General features: G+C 67.4%; 17 protein-coding genes. 4 read left to right on the forward strand and 13 right to left on the reverse strand.

Annotation, left to right across the window (positions count from 1 at the left end):
- Window positions 1-228: 228 nt before the first annotated feature.
- From D0C15_RS07265 to D0C15_RS07315, 11 genes are all read right to left on the reverse strand, one after another.
- Window positions 229-987, reverse strand: a complete 759-nt coding sequence (locus D0C15_RS07265) for a hypothetical protein (RefSeq protein WP_116041914.1) — start codon at window positions 985-987, stop codon at window positions 229-231.
- A 239-nt stretch (window positions 988-1,226) separates the two neighbouring features.
- A complete protein-coding gene (wag31, locus tag D0C15_RS07270) occupies window positions 1,227-2,108 on the reverse strand; it encodes a DivIVA-like cell division protein Wag31 (protein WP_116041917.1) in 882 nt (293 codons plus the stop codon).
- Between the two features lie 48 nt (window positions 2,109-2,156).
- Entirely contained in the window at window positions 2,157-2,441 is a 285-nt protein-coding gene (locus tag D0C15_RS07275; protein WP_116042339.1) for a YggT family protein, read from the reverse strand.
- A gap of 26 nt (window positions 2,442-2,467) precedes the next feature.
- The gene (locus D0C15_RS07280) at window positions 2,468-3,100 is read right to left on the reverse strand and encodes a cell division protein SepF (RefSeq protein WP_116041919.1); all 633 of its coding nucleotides are present in this window, start codon (window positions 3,098-3,100) and stop codon (window positions 2,468-2,470) included.
- A gap of 205 nt (window positions 3,101-3,305) precedes the next feature.
- A complete protein-coding gene (locus D0C15_RS07285) occupies window positions 3,306-4,040 on the reverse strand; it encodes a YggS family pyridoxal phosphate-dependent enzyme (protein WP_116041922.1) in 735 nt (244 codons plus the stop codon).
- 9 nt (window positions 4,041-4,049) lie between these two features.
- Complete coding sequence (gene pgeF, locus D0C15_RS07290; protein WP_116041925.1) at window positions 4,050-4,760, reverse strand: peptidoglycan editing factor PgeF; 711 nt, start codon at window positions 4,758-4,760, stop codon at window positions 4,050-4,052.
- A 174-nt stretch (window positions 4,761-4,934) separates the two neighbouring features.
- A complete protein-coding gene (ftsZ, locus tag D0C15_RS07295) occupies window positions 4,935-6,302 on the reverse strand; it encodes a cell division protein FtsZ (RefSeq protein ID WP_116041928.1) in 1,368 nt (455 codons plus the stop codon).
- A gap of 236 nt (window positions 6,303-6,538) precedes the next feature.
- Complete coding sequence (locus D0C15_RS07300; RefSeq protein WP_211323110.1) at window positions 6,539-7,312, reverse strand: anti-sigma factor; 774 nt, start codon at window positions 7,310-7,312, stop codon at window positions 6,539-6,541.
- Window positions 7,309-7,932, reverse strand: a complete 624-nt coding sequence (gene sigK / locus D0C15_RS07305; protein WP_116041931.1) for an ECF RNA polymerase sigma factor SigK — start codon at window positions 7,930-7,932, stop codon at window positions 7,309-7,311. Before sigK ends, D0C15_RS07300 begins: the two co-directional genes overlap by 4 nt.
- The gene (locus D0C15_RS07310) at window positions 7,925-8,662 is read right to left on the reverse strand and encodes a DUF1365 domain-containing protein (RefSeq protein WP_116042344.1); all 738 of its coding nucleotides are present in this window, start codon (window positions 8,660-8,662) and stop codon (window positions 7,925-7,927) included. Before D0C15_RS07310 ends, sigK begins: the two co-directional genes overlap by 8 nt.
- Window positions 8,656-9,924, reverse strand: a complete 1,269-nt coding sequence (locus D0C15_RS07315) for an NAD(P)/FAD-dependent oxidoreductase (RefSeq protein WP_162829933.1) — start codon at window positions 9,922-9,924, stop codon at window positions 8,656-8,658. Before D0C15_RS07315 ends, D0C15_RS07310 begins: the two co-directional genes overlap by 7 nt.
- Window positions 9,925-10,030: 106 nt before the next feature.
- On the opposite strand from D0C15_RS07315, the gene D0C15_RS07320 reads away from it, so the two are divergent.
- Window positions 10,031-11,290 carry a class I SAM-dependent methyltransferase gene (locus tag D0C15_RS07320; protein ID WP_425455366.1) on the forward strand — a complete coding sequence of 420 codons (1,260 nt, stop codon included), beginning with the start codon at window positions 10,031-10,033 and terminating at the stop codon, window positions 11,288-11,290.
- A gap of 230 nt (window positions 11,291-11,520) precedes the next feature.
- Window positions 11,521-12,339, forward strand: a complete 819-nt coding sequence (locus tag D0C15_RS07325; protein ID WP_116041937.1) for a DUF1295 domain-containing protein — start codon at window positions 11,521-11,523, stop codon at window positions 12,337-12,339.
- A 36-nt stretch (window positions 12,340-12,375) separates the two neighbouring features.
- On the opposite strand, the gene D0C15_RS07330 is transcribed toward D0C15_RS07325, so the two are convergent.
- The gene (locus D0C15_RS07330) at window positions 12,376-13,449 is read right to left on the reverse strand and encodes a chitinase (RefSeq protein ID WP_116041940.1); all 1,074 of its coding nucleotides are present in this window, start codon (window positions 13,447-13,449) and stop codon (window positions 12,376-12,378) included.
- A gap of 407 nt (window positions 13,450-13,856) precedes the next feature.
- Here D0C15_RS07330 and D0C15_RS07335 point away from each other — a divergent pair, with 407 nt between their 5' ends.
- Window positions 13,857-14,492: a DUF4360 domain-containing protein gene (locus D0C15_RS07335; protein WP_116041942.1), complete on the forward strand. Its 636-nt coding sequence runs from the start codon at window positions 13,857-13,859 to the stop codon at window positions 14,490-14,492.
- Window positions 14,493-14,580: 88 nt separating this feature from the next.
- Window positions 14,581-15,231, forward strand: coding sequence for a DUF4360 domain-containing protein (locus D0C15_RS07340; protein WP_116041944.1), 651 nt, complete (start codon window positions 14,581-14,583; stop codon window positions 15,229-15,231).
- 60 nt (window positions 15,232-15,291) lie between these two features.
- On the opposite strand, the gene D0C15_RS07345 is transcribed toward D0C15_RS07340, so the two are convergent.
- On the reverse strand, window positions 15,292-16,149 hold the full coding sequence (locus tag D0C15_RS07345) for a cell division protein FtsQ/DivIB (protein WP_116041947.1): 858 nt from the start codon (window positions 16,147-16,149) through the stop codon (window positions 15,292-15,294).
- Window positions 16,150-16,233 lie beyond the last annotated feature (84 nt).

A 16,233-nucleotide genomic window follows, 5' to 3' on the forward strand; every position in this document is an offset into this window, starting at 1 on the left:
GCGATCGTTCCGCGGTACCACCCCGTTTGCCCCGCATAAGCCGGTCGATGACCGGCGCCGTAGGGCCACTCGTTCGGCGGCTGTCACGGGCCACTCCCGTCCGGTTCTACTGAGGCGAACGTGCCGCCCGTTCTTCCGGAGGCTCCCCGGTGATGGCCGGATCAAAGCCCTGCGTGACCAGGGTAACCCAGGGTGGCATAGGCGTCCGGATTGGCCCCGGACGCCGCCTCAGCGATCCGCGCGGGACTTGCCCCTGCGACGGTGTGCCGCGGCGAGACTGGCGTCCGGACCGCATCGCGCGCAGGGGGTGAAACCGAGCTCGCGTGCCTCGGCGACCTCGATCGGGATCGTGTCCCGGTCGGCGAGCCAGCCGCAGTCGGCGAGATGGTAGCGCGGGTACTCGTCGACCACTACGACCTCGGCGTCGAGTTCGGAGACGATCAGCAGGTCCGCCGCGTCGGTCTCCTCCTCGCCAGGAGTGGCCTCGGTCCGCGCCCTCGGCTCGGCCGCGGCGGTCTCCTCGACGGCATCGTCGACGACGACCGGGCGGTCGTCGTCCAACTCACCGGCCGCCGGCAGCATCGCGGTCGACGTGGCGTCTTTGGTGCCCGCCTCAACCGGCTCGGTGCCCGGAGTCACCTCGGCGTCGTCCGCGACGGTATCGGCTGTATCGGCGGCATCGACGTCCGATTCCGCACGGCCGGCGTCCTCGGCAGCGTCGGCCTTGGCAGCGTCGGTCTTGGCATCGTCGGCCTTGGCGGTCTTCTCGTCCTTGTCCTGCTCCGCGACGGCCTGCTCCGCGGTCGAGGGCTCCTCAGTCGCGGAGTGCGCGGCGGAACGCCTGCGCATCCAGTCGACGAACAGAACGATGCCCGCGAACACGGAAAGACCGATGGAGATCCAGGCCCACAGCGAATTGGCGGTGATGAGCGCGGTGACCACACCGGCTAGGGCGGCCAGCACCAGGATCAGGACGATGTAGAGCACGCTGAATTACATCACGCGGCCGGGGGCGACGCAGAGGTGGGCAAGCCGCACCAACAGTGCGCCAGTAGCCGGATCTTGCCGGGCCGGAAACCCGGGCACAGCGACGGTTCCGTCCGCTCCGGAGAGCGAACGGAACCGTCGAGCTGGCAACCATCGCCGGGCGAGAGCGTGTCTGACGTCCGATGGGGATGGGAGAGACACGCGCAGGCTGGCTGGACTGACCGGACGGGGGCGGTGTTCTAGCCTGCCTCGGCCCGTGGACCGAAGGAGTAACCCTGACCGCTGTTGCCGCCACTACCGCCGTTACCGGACTGACCGGATCCCGCGGAAGCGGAGGAAGGAGCAGCCGACCCCCGGTCGTCGAGTTCCCTGAGCTGTGACTCGAGGAACCCGCGCAGACGAGTGCGGTACTCCCGCTCGATCGTGCGCAGCTCCTCGATCTTCTTGCCCAGCGCGCTCTTCTCGCTGTTCATGTTGTTCATGGTTTCGGTGTACTTGCGCTGTGCCTCACGCTCGAGCGTGGTGGCCTTGTCGCGCGCCTGACGCTCCAGGGTCTCTGCCCTGGTCCGTGCGTCGTTCAGCATGGTCTCCGCCCGTGTACGGGCCTCGTTGACCATGGAGTCCGACTTCGACCGCGCGTCGGAGAGCAACTGCTCCGACTTCGTGCGTGCCTCGGCAAGCATGCCGTCGGACTCGGTCTTGGCCTCGGCCGTCAGCCGGTCGGCCATCTCCTGTGCGAGCCCCAGCACCTTCGCGGCCTGAACGTTGGGCTCACCATTGTCGCCCATCAGACCGGTGTGGGACTGGGTCTGCTCCATCGCCGACGTGGGCGGTGGCACAGGTGCAAGCCTGCGGGGCGGCTCCTCACGCACAGGCGCGGCCTGTGGTGGAGCCGAGCCTGCTCCTGCCTTCGCGGTCTCCAGCTCGCCACGGGTTGATTCCAACTCCGCATCTAGCTGTTCGACCTGCTGGCGCAGCTCGTTATTGTCCTCAATCAACCGCGCAAGCTCGGTCTCCACCAAGTCGAGGAACGCATCCACCTCGTCCTCGTTGTAGCCCCGCTTGCCGATTGGAGGCTTGCTGAACGCGACATTATGCACGTCAGCAGGGGTCAACGACATCAGATCACCTCACGCACTCCATGGCCTGCCGGACATCCCGGGTCCCCGTTACCCGGGATACGCCAGTTGCATCAGTATGAACACAACCAACAGCAGCACCATAATCGATAAGTCCAGCCCGACGCCGCCAATCCGCACCATCGGAATGATCCGCCGGACCAGACGGACCGGTGGGTCCGTCATTGTGTAGATGCTCTCCAGTGTTACCGCAACCCCTCCAGCGGGTCGCCACTCGCGTGCGAACGCCCGCACCAGCTCGACGACGATTCGCGCCGTGAGCAGGAGCCAGAAGACGAACAGCACGTAGTAGAAGACAATCCGGACCGCATCCACGCCGTTCACTCTGCCACATGCCCCCGTCAGAAGGGGCGGTCGGAGTGGCGAAGGAAGAGACCGCCCTCGGCGATCCGCCTGCGGTCCTCGGCCGTGACGTCCACATCCGGCGGTGAGAGCAAGAACACCTTGTTGGTGACCTTGTCCATGGAGCCGCGCAGCGCGAAGGCGAGTCCCGCCGCGAAATCGACGAGCCGCTTCGCGTCGGCGTTCTCCATCTCGGTCAGGTTCATGATCACCGGGATGCCGTCCCTGTAGGCCTCCCCGATGCCTCTGGCCTCGGCATAGCTCGTCGGGTGCAGGGTCGTGATCCGGCTGAGTGGGTCACGGGCGGGCGCTCTGGTCTGCTCCGGCACCGGGCGCAGCCGGGCCACCGGTTCGGGCCTGCGGTCCACCGCCAGCGCGCCCTGCACCGCGGGCTCGGCGGGTGCGACACCACGGGTTCGCCCGTACGGTGCGGGCGGCATGTCGTCGAACTCGTCCATCGTGTGATAACGCCCACGGGAACGGGGGCGTGTGGCCGGCTCCTCGAAGGCGTCGAACTCGTCGTCATCGGCGTAGCCACGGCGGTAGTCGTCGTCGGTGTGATAGCCGTCGTAGCCGTCATCGTCGGCCGGCACCATGCCGAAGTAAGCCTTCAGCTTCTGCAGTGCGCTCATGCCTCTCCCTCGTTCTCGCCTCACTCGCCGACGGGGCTGCAGAGCGCCAGGTGCCGACGCTCGGTGCCGTCCCGGCAAACCGACGGCGCACCTCGCGCCGCGGTCCCCGTCAAACCCTTCGACGAAGCAACACGGCACTTGGTGCCCTGCAAGAACGCCCACCCTGACGCTAAGTCACACGAACACACGCCGCCGGGTGAACGACTCAAGGCGAGGCTAAACCGCGACCGCCGAGCAATGCGGTTCCGACACGCACACACGTCGACCCTCGCGCGATGGCGGCCTCTAGGTCCCCACTCATGCCCGCGGACAGCTCAGTGGCCTCCTGGTGGTCCCGCCGCAGCCGCTCAGCGGCGACGGCGAGGCGGTCGAAGGCCGCTCTCGGATCGACCCCCAGCGGTGCGACGGCCATCAGTCCGCGAAGCCGCAGCTCACCCGTTCGGGCGACACCCTCGGCGAGCTCGTCCAGTCCCTCGATCGGACATCCGCCGCGTTCCGGGTCCTCGTCCAGACTCGCCTGCAGCAACACGTCCAGCGGCTGCTGGCGCTCGCCCGCCTCCCGCGCGTTCGCAGCCGCCCTGCCGAGTGCCTCGGCGAGCCGGATCGAGTCGACCGACTGGACCTCCGCCGCCCACCGCACCACCGACCGGGCCTTGTTCCGTTGCAGCCTGCCGACCATGTGCCAGCGGACGTCCGCCGCAGGCCGGAGCCCGGTCACCGCATGCGCCTTGCCCGCGGCTTCCTGGTCGCGATTCTCCGCGAGTTCGGTCACACCGAGGTCGGTGAGCAGGGCCGCGTCGTCGGCGGGGAAGGTCTTGGTGACCGCCAGCAGCCGCACGTCCTCGCTCGCCCTGCCTGCCGCCACGCACGCGCGGCCGATGCGATCCCTGACTTCCGCGAGCGACTCCGCGAGTTCGGTTCTGCGTTCCGCGAGATCCATACCCAACGCCTACTCGACCCAGGTGACGGCGGCGATCCGGCCGGTCCGGTTCTGCCTGCGGTAGCTGAACAGCGTCCGGTCCTCCGCCGTGCAGCGCGGGTCGATCCCGATCTTGCCGACACCGGCGTCCGCGAGCTGGCGCCACAGTCCGGCGCGCAGGTCGACAGCGGAGGAGCCCGATCGGCTGCGGCAGGCGCTGCCGGGCAGATGCGCCTCGACGTCGTCGGCCATCGCCTTCGGCACCTCGTAGCAGTCGCCACAGATCGCCGGACCGAGCAGCGCTTCCACTCGATACAACTCGGCGCCCACGGTCCGCATCGCCTCGAGCGCGGCGGGAACGACACCGATTCGCGCACCGACCCGTCCGGCGTGCACCGCGGCGACGACCCCTGCCTCCGGGTCCCCGAGCAGGAGTGGCACGCAGTCGGCGACCAGTACCGCGACGGCGAGGCCGGGATCGGCGGAGACCAGTGCGTCAGTCGCCTCGGCCACGGTGCCCGGCGCCCATCCCTCGCCACCGGCGATCGTGACGGTACGACCGTGTACCTGCTCCATCCACGCCACCCGGTCCTCGGTGAGCCCGAGTTCGGTGGCGAGCCTGCGGCGGTTGGCGGCGACGTCGCCGGGGTCATCGCCGACGTGGTCGCCGAGATTGAAGCTGTCGAAGGGCGGGCGCGACACGCCACCCTCCCTGGTCGTGATCACACGACGAATCCGCAACGCTCGCCTCCCAGCGGGCTAACTACGTCTGCAAGTACCACCAAGCTTGATCAACCCGGCGCGCAACTACTACCAAGCACCTGCACCGTACCGAGTACGCCGTCGACTACCGGCACCAGCTCGGTAGCAGTTAGCGACAGAGTTGATCTTGCTTGGGGGTACTTGCAGACGCTCCTACCGGCGCATGAAGGGAGGGACGTCGACGTCGTCGTCGGAGGGGTCCTCGGTGACCGGGACCGCGCGCCCGGGCAAGCTGCCCTGGCCGCCGACCGGACCGCCCGAGCGCGGAGCCGGGTAGCCACGGTTGCCCGCGCCTGGCTGCGGCAACGAACCGGAGTGCGAGCCGGTGCCCGACTGCCCCATCGAAGGCTGGGGACGCTGTGTCCCGCCCGCCGACTGGTAACCGTTTCCGCCGCTGACCGGCTGCTGGCTGCCGTTGCCCTGCTGCTGACCGCCCTGTCCCATGGGCCCCGCTCCCGCGGGCCCCGTCGCTCCCGATGAGCCGTTGGATCCACCCGGCTGTCCCGAATCGGCGGAGACCGTGGAACCACCGCCGGACCCGAACGCCGCCGGATCGAGCTTCTTGTGCGTGGGCGCGCCCGCGTCGAAACCAGCCGCGATGACCGTTACCCGCACCTCGTCGCCGAGGGAGTCGTCGATGATCGTGCCGAAGATGATGTTGGCCTCAGGGTGGGCCGACTCCTGCACCAGCGAGGCCGCCTCGTTTATCTCGAACAGCCCGAGATCGGACCCGCCCGCGATGGACAGCAGCGCGCCGTGCGCCCCGTCCATCGACGCCTCGAGCAGCGGTGAGTTGATCGCCTTCTCGGCGGCCTGCACTGCCCGGCCCTCGCCTCTGGCCGAGCCGATGCCCATGAGGGCGCTGCCCGCGCCGGACATCACGCTCTTCACATCGGCGAAGTCCAGGTTGATCAGACCGGGGGTCGTGATCAGATCGGTGATTCCCTGCACACCGGAGAGCAGGACCTCGTCTGCCGAGCGGAAGGCGTCCATCAGGCTCACCCCGATGTCACCGAGCTGCAGCAGCCGGTCGTTCGGAATCACGATCAGCGTGTCGCACTCGTTGCGCAGCTGCTGGATCCCGTCCTCGGCCTGCTTGCCGCGGCGCTTGCCCTCGAAGGAGAACGGCCTGGTGACCACGCCGATGGTCAGCGCGCCCAGCTTGCGGGCGATCTGTGCGACCACGGGGGCACCACCGGTTCCGGTACCGCCACCCTCGCCGGCGGTCACGAAGACCATGTCGGCGCCCTTGATGACCTCTTCGATCTCCTCGCGGTGGTCCTCAGCCGCGCGCTGCCCCACCTCGGGAGCGGCGCCGGCGCCGAGGCCACGGGTCAGTTCCCGGCCGATGTCCAGCTTCACATCGGCATCGGACATCAGCAGGGCCTGGGCATCGGTGTTCACCGCGATGAACTCGACACCCTTCAGGCCGACCTCGATCATCCGGTTCACGGCGTTCACGCCGCCGCCGCCGATACCGACGACCTTGATCACCGCGAGGTAGTTGTGCGGGGGCGTCATCGGATTCGCCTTCCTGATCGTGGTTGTTCGTACTGCCCGTTGGACCGTGACCCGATCAGCGATCTATGCCCTCGGCAAAACTCTCAACCTCTACTCAAGGCTTAGAGTTATGTCAACTACCAACGTTGATGCAGGACGGTAGGCATCCGCGAGGCCCGAATCCAGCAGCCACGCCGCGTGTCACTGAACATGTTTTGCCACAAGGTGTTTCACAGGTCCGTCCTCAGCGGACCCGATCAGGCGGACAGCGGAACCATGATGATCGGCGAGGAGGAGGGGCTTCCGTTCGGCGAGCCACCCTCCGGCTCCACCGTCACCGCGATCATCGAGGTGTTCCGCAGATCCGTGTCCAGCACGACGGGAGCGGCGGTTCCCTCACTGAGCAACCCCGCGGAATGCGGTGTGCCCGAGCGATCCATCCGCCACAGTTCGTAGTCGCCGGCGTCCCCCTGATCGGGGAGATCAGAGGCCATGAACATCACCCGGTCCTGCGACTGCGAGGCCAGCACGAGCCCGCTCCCGCCGATCGAAGAACTGTCCTGGGCGAAGCGCAGATCGGGCGCGGCCATGAGGTCGGCGACCGGCCCGTACCGCTCCCGTGCCTGTTCCAGCTGCTGCTGAGCGGCCGTGAGCTCGTTCTGCTTGCTCATCGTGATCCCCGCGAACACCCCGGCGAGCGCGAGCCCGACCACGGCTGCCGCGGCCGCGGCGGCCATCATCCAGCGTGGCGCTCCCGCGCTGCGGCGGGAACGTTCACCCGGGTCCTCCCCGGACCGGGGCGGCTGCTGCCGAGTGGCCCGCACCTGCGCGAGCACGCGTTCCTTCAGTTCCGGCGGCGGGTCCTCGGCCACCGCGAGCCCCAGCTTGGCCGCGGTCGCCCGCAGTTCACGGACCTCCTGGCTGCAGGACTCGCATTCCTGCAGGTGCCGCTGGAACCGGGCCCGCTCGTGTTCGCTGAGCGCGTTCACGGCGAAAGCACCCGCAAGCGTGTGCATGTCGGGCGAGGTCATGCGGTCACCCCCAAACAGTCTCGAAGCCGGATCAGGCCATCACGTAGACGGGTTTTGATCGTTCCTTGCGGGGTCGACAGCACCTCGGCGACCTCGCGATAGGTATATCCCTGGTAGTAGGCGAGCATGACGGACTCGCGCTGGAGTTCGGTCAGGTTCGACAGACATCGGCGCACCTGCTGGCGCTCCAGCCGCCCGCTCACCGCCTCGGCCACCTCGTCGAACGGTCTGCCCCGGCCAGCCTCGAAGGTGGCTTTCTGTTCCCGGTCGGTACTCGCCCTTGCCGAGCGCACCCGGTCAACGGCCCGCCGGTGCGCGAGGGTCATGGCCCAGTTCATCGCGCTGCCACGTTCCGGGGAGTAGCGAGTCGCCGTGCGCCAGAGTTCGACCAGGACCTCCTGGGTGACCTCCTCGGACTGCGCGACGTCGCGCACCACCCTGCGCACGAGGCCCATGATCGGTCCGGCCAGCAGGTCGTAGAGCTGCTCGAAGGCGCGTTCGTCGCCCTTGCCCACGGCGACGAGCAGCTCGTCCGCCGTCGGCGGCGTTGGCGAACCGTCCGGCACGGCCGAGATGGGCGTGGGACCGGTCGCCTTCGGCTGCTTCGCCGAGTCATCCATGAAGTTCTCCTGCCTTCGAGATGCTCTGCGGCCTCGGCGCCCCACGAAGCCAGAGGCCGATCCCGTACCGGCGGATCAGCACGGCGACGCGCTGCGGAACAAACGGCCTGGCCAGCAGCATACGGACCACCCACCGAGTGCTGGCGGGGCGGCGGATACCACGCACGGTGGCCGCCAGCGCGGTATCCGCCGCCCCTGTTCGCAGCACCACCGTGGCAGTGAGCCGCGAGTCCGGTTCCGGCAGGTGCATCCGATAGCTCCCGTCCATGCTCTGGAACGGGGAGACGTAGAACTCCTTGTCCACGCTCGCCCTCCCCTCGGCATCGGGGTAGAGCAGGTAGGCATGCCTGCCGCGATAGGTGTTGTGCACCTCGGCGACCACACACTCCAGTTCACCGTCCGGCCGATGGCACCAGAAGACCGTGATCGGGTTGAACACGTAGCCGAGTACCCGCGCGCTGGCGAGCATCAGGACCCGGCCGCCGCGCAGGTCCACCCCACGGGTGGCCAGCCAGGCATCCAGCTTGGCCCGGATGCCGCCCGGTTCGTCCGGGTCGAAGTGGTCCCTGCCGTCGAACCGTGCGAACGGACGCAGCCAGGACGGCAGCGCGGACGGCACATCCAGGTCCACCAGCCAGAGGTACATGCGGTTCGCGAAGGACATCGGCGGATCGATCCGGCGCACGTGCGCGACGGTCGAGTCGTACAGACAGGCGGCCGCGGTCACCAGCGCACCCCAAGCGAACTCGCCGCGCGGACACCGGCCGCGCAGCCGTCCTCGTGGAATCCCCAGCCGTGGTACGCACCCGCGTAGGCCAGAACCCCGTCGTTGAGTCCGGGCAGCCCGCTCTGCGCCGCGACCGACTCCGGGGTGTACACGGGGTGCTCGTACACGGCGTGGGCCAGCACCGAAGCCGCGGGAGGTGGCTTCGGCGGGTTCAGCGTGACCACGTGATCGCGGGGTTCGGTCAGGCCCATCAGCCGGTTCATGTCGTAGCTGACCTGCACGGCACCGTCGTCGCCACCGCATCCGGAGGCGGTGTAGTTCCACGCCGCCCTGGCACCAGCCGTGCCGGGCAGCAGGCTGGAGTCGGTGTGCAGGTAGGCCTCGTTGCGGGAGTACCGGAAAGCGCCGAGCAGTTCGGATTCGGCACGGGTTGGGGCCTCGAGCAGTCGTAGCGCCTGGTCCGGATGTGTGGCGATGACAGCGTGGTCGACCTCGTGCACGGTGTCGGCGTCGTCGCGGATCCGCACACCGCGCCCCTGGCGCTCCAGCGACCGGACCGGAGTCGACAGGTGTACGGCCGTGAGCTGCTTGGCGGCCCGCTCGACGTACTCCCGCGAACCTCCGGCGACGGTCCGCCACTGTGGCGAGCCGGAGACGGCGAGCATGCCGTGGTTGTTCAGGAACTCGAAGAGGTACCGGGCGGGGTAGCGGCCCGTGTCGGCGCGGTCGGCAGACCACACGGTGGAGACCACGGGCAGCATGAAGTGGTCGGTGAAGTACCGGGAGTACCTGCCCGCGGTCAGGAAGTCCGCGATGGTGAGATCGTCACCGCCACTGCCCGCGAGCACCCTGCGCGCGTGGCTGTGAAACCGCTTGATCTCACCGAGCATCCGGAGATATCGGGGATTGCGCAGGTTGCGGCGCTGCGCGAACAGCCCGCCGAACCCCCTCGCCCCGGCGAACTCGAGTCCGCAGCCCGCGCAACTGATGCTCATCGACATCTCGGTGTTGTTCGTACGCACGCCCAGTTCCCCGAACAGCCGCAGCAGATTCGGGTAGGTCCGCTCGTTGTGCACGATGAAACCCGAGTCCACGCCGATCGTGCCGCCGGTGGCACTGGGTACGTCATGGGTGTGCGCGTGGCCGCCGAGGCGGTCGTCGGCCTCGAACAGGATGACGTCATACTTGCGCTGCAGGAGGTAGGCAGCGGTCAGCCCGGCGACGCCGCTTCCGACGACACCGACACGGTCTCGAGTGGTCTGCACGAAGGTGATTCGACGCAGAGGCGACCGCGGATTGGATCGGACAGCAGGAGTACCGCCGGTGACCGCCAATCCGCGCGCGCTCACGCGTCGAATCACGACCATGCGGATGACTCACGCACACAGGATCAGCGGTTTTGTCGAGGAACTGCTGGGCACCGCTCTGCCGATCGGGATACGGACGTGGGACGGGGCGCGGGTGGGCCCCGACGACGGGCCGACCGTGGTGCTGCGCTCCCGGCGCGCGCTGCGCTGGCTGCTCTACTCCCCCGGTGAGCTGGGGCTGGCCAGGGCCTACGTATCCGGGGACCTCGATGTGGAGGGCGATCTCACCGAGGGATTCCGGCGAATGTGGGCGCTGGGCCGCGCACGAGGCGGTGGTGTCCGGATCGGTGCGGGTGAACTCGGCAGGGCTGTCGCGCTCGCGACGCGATTGGGCGCGGTCGGACCGCCGCCACGGCCACCCGTAGAGGAGGCGCGGCTGCGGGGCAGACTGCACAGCGTTCGCAGGGATTCCTCCGCCATCGCACACCACTACGACCTCGGCAACGCGTTCTACCAGCTGTTGCTGGACGAGTCGATGGCTTACTCGAGCGGGTACTGGACGTCCGACGAACCGGATTACCGCCTGGAACACGCTCAGTGGGACAAGCTGGAACTGATCTGCCGCAAGCTGGACCTGCGGCCCGGCATGCGCCTGCTCGACGTCGGCTGCGGCTGGGGGTCACTGCTCGTGCACGCCGCGAAACATCACGGGGTGCGGGCCGTCGGTGTCACCCTCTCGGCGGAGCAGGCCCAGCACGTCCGTGCCCGGGTGAGCGCACTGGACCTGGACGATCGCGTCGAGGTGCGCAGACAGGACTACCGGGAACTGCGTGACGAGCCGTTCGACGCCGTCGCCTCGGTGGAGATGGGTGAACACGTCGGGGAAGAGAACTATCCGACCTACGCCGCCACCCTGCTGCGCATGCTGCGCCCGGGCGGGCGGTTGCTGCTGCAGCAGATGTCCCGTGGTGCCGTCGCTCCTGGCGGCGGTGCGTTCATCGAGCGCTACATCGCGCCGGACATGACGATGCGGCCGCTGTCGCGCACCGTGCAGCACTTGGAACGGGCGGGATTCGAGGTCCGCGACGTGCACGCCCTGCGGGAGCACTATGTGCACACCGTGCGGGCCTGGGCCGACACGCTGGAACGGCACTGGGACGACGCGGTGGCACTGATCGGTGAGCGGGCCGCGCGCGTCTGGCGGCTCTACCTCGTCGGGGGCGCGCTCGCGTTCGAGGAGAACAGGATGGGTGTCGATCAGTTCCTCGCGGTGCGCCCCGACGCCGACGGGCGCAGCGGCTTTCCCTTGGCGAGGCAGTGGTGATGAGCGACCGGCGCCGAGACCGAGCCGGGTACGGCACCGAGCGAAGTGCAGCCCGCCGGCGAATGAGGCAAAAGTGCTGAGCGACCCGCACCAAGACCAAACCGGGTACGGCACCGAGCGAAGTGCAGCCCGCCGGCGAATGAGGCAAAAGTGCTGAGCGACCCGCACCAAGACCAAACCGGGTACGGCACCGAGCGAAGTGCAGCCCGCCGGCGAATGAGGCAGGAGTAATGAACTGGTCCGGTTTCGCGGTGCTGGCCGCCGTCGCGGCGGCGGTCGCGCTCACCGCCGTGGTGTTCACCTTTGCCGTCGCCAGGTCGCGGCAGCGCTACGACACGATCGACACGTTGTGGGGTTTGGGTTTCGCCCTGATCGCGGTGGTCGGCTTCGCGCTCACCTCCGGTGGCGGCGCGGCCCGCTACCTGGTGACGGTTCTGACGGTCGTCTGGGGCCTGCGTCTCGCCATCCACCTGCATCGGCGCAACAGGGGCAAGCCGGAGGACCCGAGGTATGCCGCGATGGTGCGGCGCGGCGGGGCGAATCCCGCGCTGCGGATCTTCCTGCGGGTGTACCTGACGCAGGCAGTGGTGCTCTGGTTCGTATCCCTGCCCGTTCTCGCGGCACAACTCGGCGGCGCGGGGTCCGGGCTCGCACCGCTGGTGTGGCTGGGGGTGGCGGTGTGGACCGTCGGGTTCGCCTTCGAGGTGATCGGGGACGAGCAACTACGCCGGTTCACGGCGGATCCCGCCAATGCCGGGAAGGTGCTCGACTCCGGCCTGTGGCGGTACACGCGGCATCCCAACTACTTCGGCGATGCCTGTGTGTGGTGGGGGTTGTACCTGCTCGCCTGCACCAGCTGGCTGGGCGCGGCCACCGTGCTCTCCCCTGTCGTCATGACACTCCTGCTCGCTCGCGGTACGGGAAAACCGCTGCTGGAGAAGGGAATGCGACTGACCCGGCCCGGCTATGCCTACTACGTGGAACGCACCAGCGGGTTCTTCCCGCTGCCGCCGCGTAAACCGCCCACTCGCTCGGCGGGACACCGGTAGGCGGGGACAACGGATCCGGGCCCCGGAGTCGGCAGTTCAGCGCCCTTGCAGCGCGCTGACGTTGTCGCCGAAGGTCCAGTTCCTCGAACCGTCCCAGTTGATGGACCAGGTCATCAGACCTTTCAGCGCGTTACCGTAGGTGTTCCACGACTGCGCGACCAGGTCTGTCGACATGTAGCCACCGCCAGCCCCCTGCTGGGCTGGCAGACCGGGAACCTGCTTGTCGTAGGGAACCCTGATCGTGGTGCCCTGAATGACCAGTCCGGAGTTCAGGCAGTCCGTCTGTGCGGTGAACCCCCTGACCGTTCCCGCCTGGTACGAATCGCCGGAACAGCCGTACATGCTGCCGTTGTAGTACTGCATATTGAGCCACCACAGCCGTCCGTTGTCGGCGTACTTCTTGATGATCGGCAGGTAGGCGCCCCAGATCGAACCGTAGGTCACGCTGCCGCCGGTGACGTACGCCGTTTCCGGTGCCATGGTAAGGCCGAAGCCCGCAGGCATCCGGGCCAGCACACCGTCGATGATGTGCACCAGGTTCGCCTGGGAGGTCGACAACTGATTGATGTTTCCGGTGCCCGTAAGGCCGGTTTCGATATCGATGTCGATACCGTCGAAGTTGTATTTCCGCAGAATCGGCACAACCGTTTCGATGAACCGGTCGGCGACGACCCGCGAACCGAGGTCGATACCGGCCGTCGCCCCACCGATCGACATCAGGATGGTGAGGCCGGACGCCTTGGCCGCGCACATCTCGGCAGGCGTTGGCACCTTGACGGTCCGGTCCAACCCGTCCTCCCACAGCACCGTGCCGTCCGAACGAATGACCGGGAACGCCGCGTTGATCACGTTGTACCCGTGCTCGCGGATCCGTTCGTCGGTGATCGGAATCCAGCCGAGCGGCGGATGCACACCGTTTGCCGCACCGTCCCAATTCTCCCAGTACCCGTGCAGGACTTTCCCTGCGGGTTTCGGCTTTCCCGGGCAGGCATCGGTAGCCGCGGGCGCGGCACCATACTCATCAGCGGCACCGTTCTGAGCCACCAAAAGGGATGCGGCGAGCGCGATCGTGAGGCCGGCACCGAGCAGACGAAACTTCCTGACTGTCACTGCGACCTCCTTGTCAACGACACGTATGTGCTTTATGGCAAAGTTTCCTATTCAGGGCAAGACACTGGCCGCGAATGACGACTAAAGTAGCGGCGACGGAGCCGGAGGCGGCGGTTCAGCCGAGAAGTTGCCACATGGCATACAAATGAATCCGTTTGGCAAATTACGACAGTTGGACCACGACCTGCGATGGTTGTGATCTTTCCCTCGCTTCTGCTTTTCTGTTCTCTGCACTCCTCTCACGCACGATCTCCACGAGCATTCCGCAGGTTCACCTCCGGAATGTTCGTCACCCGCTCAATCTGCGGGCGAACGGAGTTTTTCGCGGCCGATGAGTAATGTCCTCCGCAGCTCATTTCGGCCGTACAACTGGCCGGCCATAAGACTGAAGTATTGGAAGGTGCTCCATGCTGCCCATTATTGCTGCCGCGGGAATAGCCGTCGCCGCGACCGTTTCGCCGGCATCTGCTCCTGCCCTCGACCCACCTCCTGACGACAAAATCGTCATCGACGTGCAAACGGTCAATGGTTCCGGTTGTCCCCGTGGTTCGGCTGCCGTCGCCGTCGCACCGGACAACACCGCCTTCACCGTGACTTACAGCGAATACCTCGCTCAGGTGGGTCCGGAGGCAGCCCCGACGGATTTCCGCAAGAACTGTCAGCTCAACCTGCTTGTCCATGTGCCACATGGCTTCACCTACGCCATCGCACAGGCCGACTACCGCGGTTTCGCGCACCTGGCTCGGGGCGCGAACGGCTTGCAGCAAGCCAGTTACTACATCCAGGGCACGTCCCCGACGAGCCGTATCGGCCATTCGTTCGACGGGCCGTACAGCGACAACTGGCAGACCACGGACAGGAAGGAGATCTCGGAACTCGTGTTCGCACCGTGCGGTGAGGACCGCAGTCTCAACGTCAACACGGAGCTCCGGGTCAGTGCCGGATCCTCTGACTCGCGCTCGACCAGTTTCATGACCATGGACTCGACCGACGGGGGCGTGAACACCAAGTACCACTTCGCCTGGAAGAAGTGCACGTCCTGAGGCCACCCGGCCCAGCACCGCACAACGGCCACTCGCCGTACGGAAAGACCGGCCGCCCCGTGAACACCTATCGAGTCAGGAGATTCTGATGCTCGCACTGTTAGCGGCTACCGCTTTGGCCCTGTCGTCAGCTACCTCACCCGCGGCAGGCACGGCACAAGGTCACTTCGACAACCCGCCGCTCGACGAGATCGTGATCGACGTGGTCACCGTCAACGGATCCGGCTGTCCACTCGGGACCGCGGCCACCGCGGTTTCACCGGACAACAAGGCTTTCACGGTGACCTACAGCGAGTACCTGGCCCAGGTCGGGCCCGACGCGAAACCGACCGACTTCCGGAAGAATTGCCAGCTCGCGCTGGTTGTGCACGTTCCACAGGGGTTCACCTACGCCATCGCGCAGGCCGACTACCGCGGCTTCGCGCACCTGGAACAAGGCGCTACCGGTATGGAGAAGGCCAGCTACTACTTCCAGGGAATGTCGCAGACAACGCCGATAACCCATTCCTACAGTGGCCCGATAAGCGACAACTGGCAGGCCACCGACACGGTGGATGTCGCCCAACTGGTCTACAAGCCCTGCGGGGAGGAGCGCAACTTCAACATCAACACGGAACTCCGGGTCAGTGCCGGGTCCTCGGACACGACGAAGACAACGAGTTTCATGACGATGGACTCGACCGACGGCAGCATCAACACGACCTACCACTTCGCCTGGAAGAAGTGCCCCCAGGACTGATTCCCGTTCCCGGAGCCCGGCGGCACACCGCCGGGCTCCGCCCGCGCGCACGAAAGCCGCTCAGGACACCGTCGGCAGCTCGGGGCTGGAAACGTCGAAGGTGGTCCCCTCCCTGGTCAGCAGTACCGCGAGCACCTTCGCCTTACGATCGGTCTGGTCGGCGTCGCCCCAGCGGACGGTCTTTCCGTCGGCCAGCGTCAGCTCGACACTGCCGCGAGTCTCAGCGGTCGCCGAAACCACCCGGTCCCGCAGGTCCTCGGGAATCGAGACGAGAACCGCCGTCACCGCCGTCGTCACCGGGTCCTCCGGAGCGACGCGCGGAAGTTTCAGCTCCGGCAGCCCGGACGGCTTCTCCGGGATCTCCTTGTACACCACACCGCTGCCGTCGACGAGATGCAATGTCTCGCCGGTGTCGTAGTACCCGACCGGGGTGCGTTCGCTGACCTCGATCTTCACCGTGCTCGGCCACGAACGGGACACATCCACTGTGGCGATCACCGGCAGTGTCTCCACCCGCTCCCGGATGCGGTCGGTGTCCAAGACGAACATCGACTCTCGATCCGGCACATCAGCCGTTTCGAGCACCTTCTCGGTGGACACCGCGGCGTTGCCGAGCACCTCGACCGAGCGCACACCGAGCATCGACGTGAAGAACAGCAGGTACACCAGGGCCGCGACCGTGATCACGGTGAGCAGCGCTACCCAGCGCCTGCGCAGCGCCTTGCGCCGACTCGGCCGGGTGCCGGTCCTGGCCCGCGCACTCTGTGGCCTGCGACCTCGCGCCGTTCTGTTGGCTCGCTCCTGCGGGGTGCCACGCGGCCGGTCGGCCGAGGTTCGCCGGCGAGCGGACCGCTCACCGACCGATACACCGGCAGCGCGTTCGGAGCCACGTGACCGAGAGCGGCGATCACGCGGCACGTGTGCCTCATTCGCCGGCGGGGCCGCGGAGCGCTCGGAGCCGTGCCCCGATGACCGGCGGCGCCGGTCGCGCTGTGACTTTGC

It is taken from the genome of Amycolatopsis palatopharyngis, assembly GCF_003385185.1.
GTDB lineage: Bacteria > Actinomycetota > Actinomycetes > Mycobacteriales > Pseudonocardiaceae > Amycolatopsis > Amycolatopsis palatopharyngis.

Excerpts from the sequence above, each read along its gene's own strand:
- wag31 (WP_116041917.1), bottom strand. The coding sequence starts at position 2,108 with ATGTCGTTGACCCCTGCTGACGTGCATAATGTCGCGTTCAGCAAGCCT.
- D0C15_RS07280 (WP_116041919.1), bottom strand. The coding sequence starts at position 3,100 with ATGAGCGCACTGCAGAAGCTGAAGGCTTACTTCGGCATGGTGCCGGCC.
- D0C15_RS07285 (WP_116041922.1), bottom strand. The coding sequence starts at position 4,040 with ATGGATCTCGCGGAACGCAGAACCGAACTCGCGGAGTCGCTCGCGGAA.
- ftsZ (WP_116041928.1), bottom strand. The coding sequence starts at position 6,302 with ATGACGCCCCCGCACAACTACCTCGCGGTGATCAAGGTCGTCGGTATC.
- D0C15_RS07300 (WP_211323110.1), bottom strand. The coding sequence starts at position 7,312 with ATGACCTCGCCCGACATGCACACGCTTGCGGGTGCTTTCGCCGTGAAC.
- sigK (WP_116041931.1), bottom strand. The coding sequence starts at position 7,932 with ATGGATGACTCGGCGAAGCAGCCGAAGGCGACCGGTCCCACGCCCATC.
- D0C15_RS07320 (WP_425455366.1), top strand. The coding sequence starts at position 10,031 with ATGACTCACGCACACAGGATCAGCGGTTTTGTCGAGGAACTGCTGGGC.
- D0C15_RS07325 (WP_116041937.1), top strand. The coding sequence starts at position 11,521 with ATGAACTGGTCCGGTTTCGCGGTGCTGGCCGCCGTCGCGGCGGCGGTC.
- D0C15_RS07335 (WP_116041942.1), top strand. The coding sequence starts at position 13,857 with ATGCTGCCCATTATTGCTGCCGCGGGAATAGCCGTCGCCGCGACCGTT.
- D0C15_RS07340 (WP_116041944.1), top strand. The coding sequence starts at position 14,581 with ATGCTCGCACTGTTAGCGGCTACCGCTTTGGCCCTGTCGTCAGCTACC.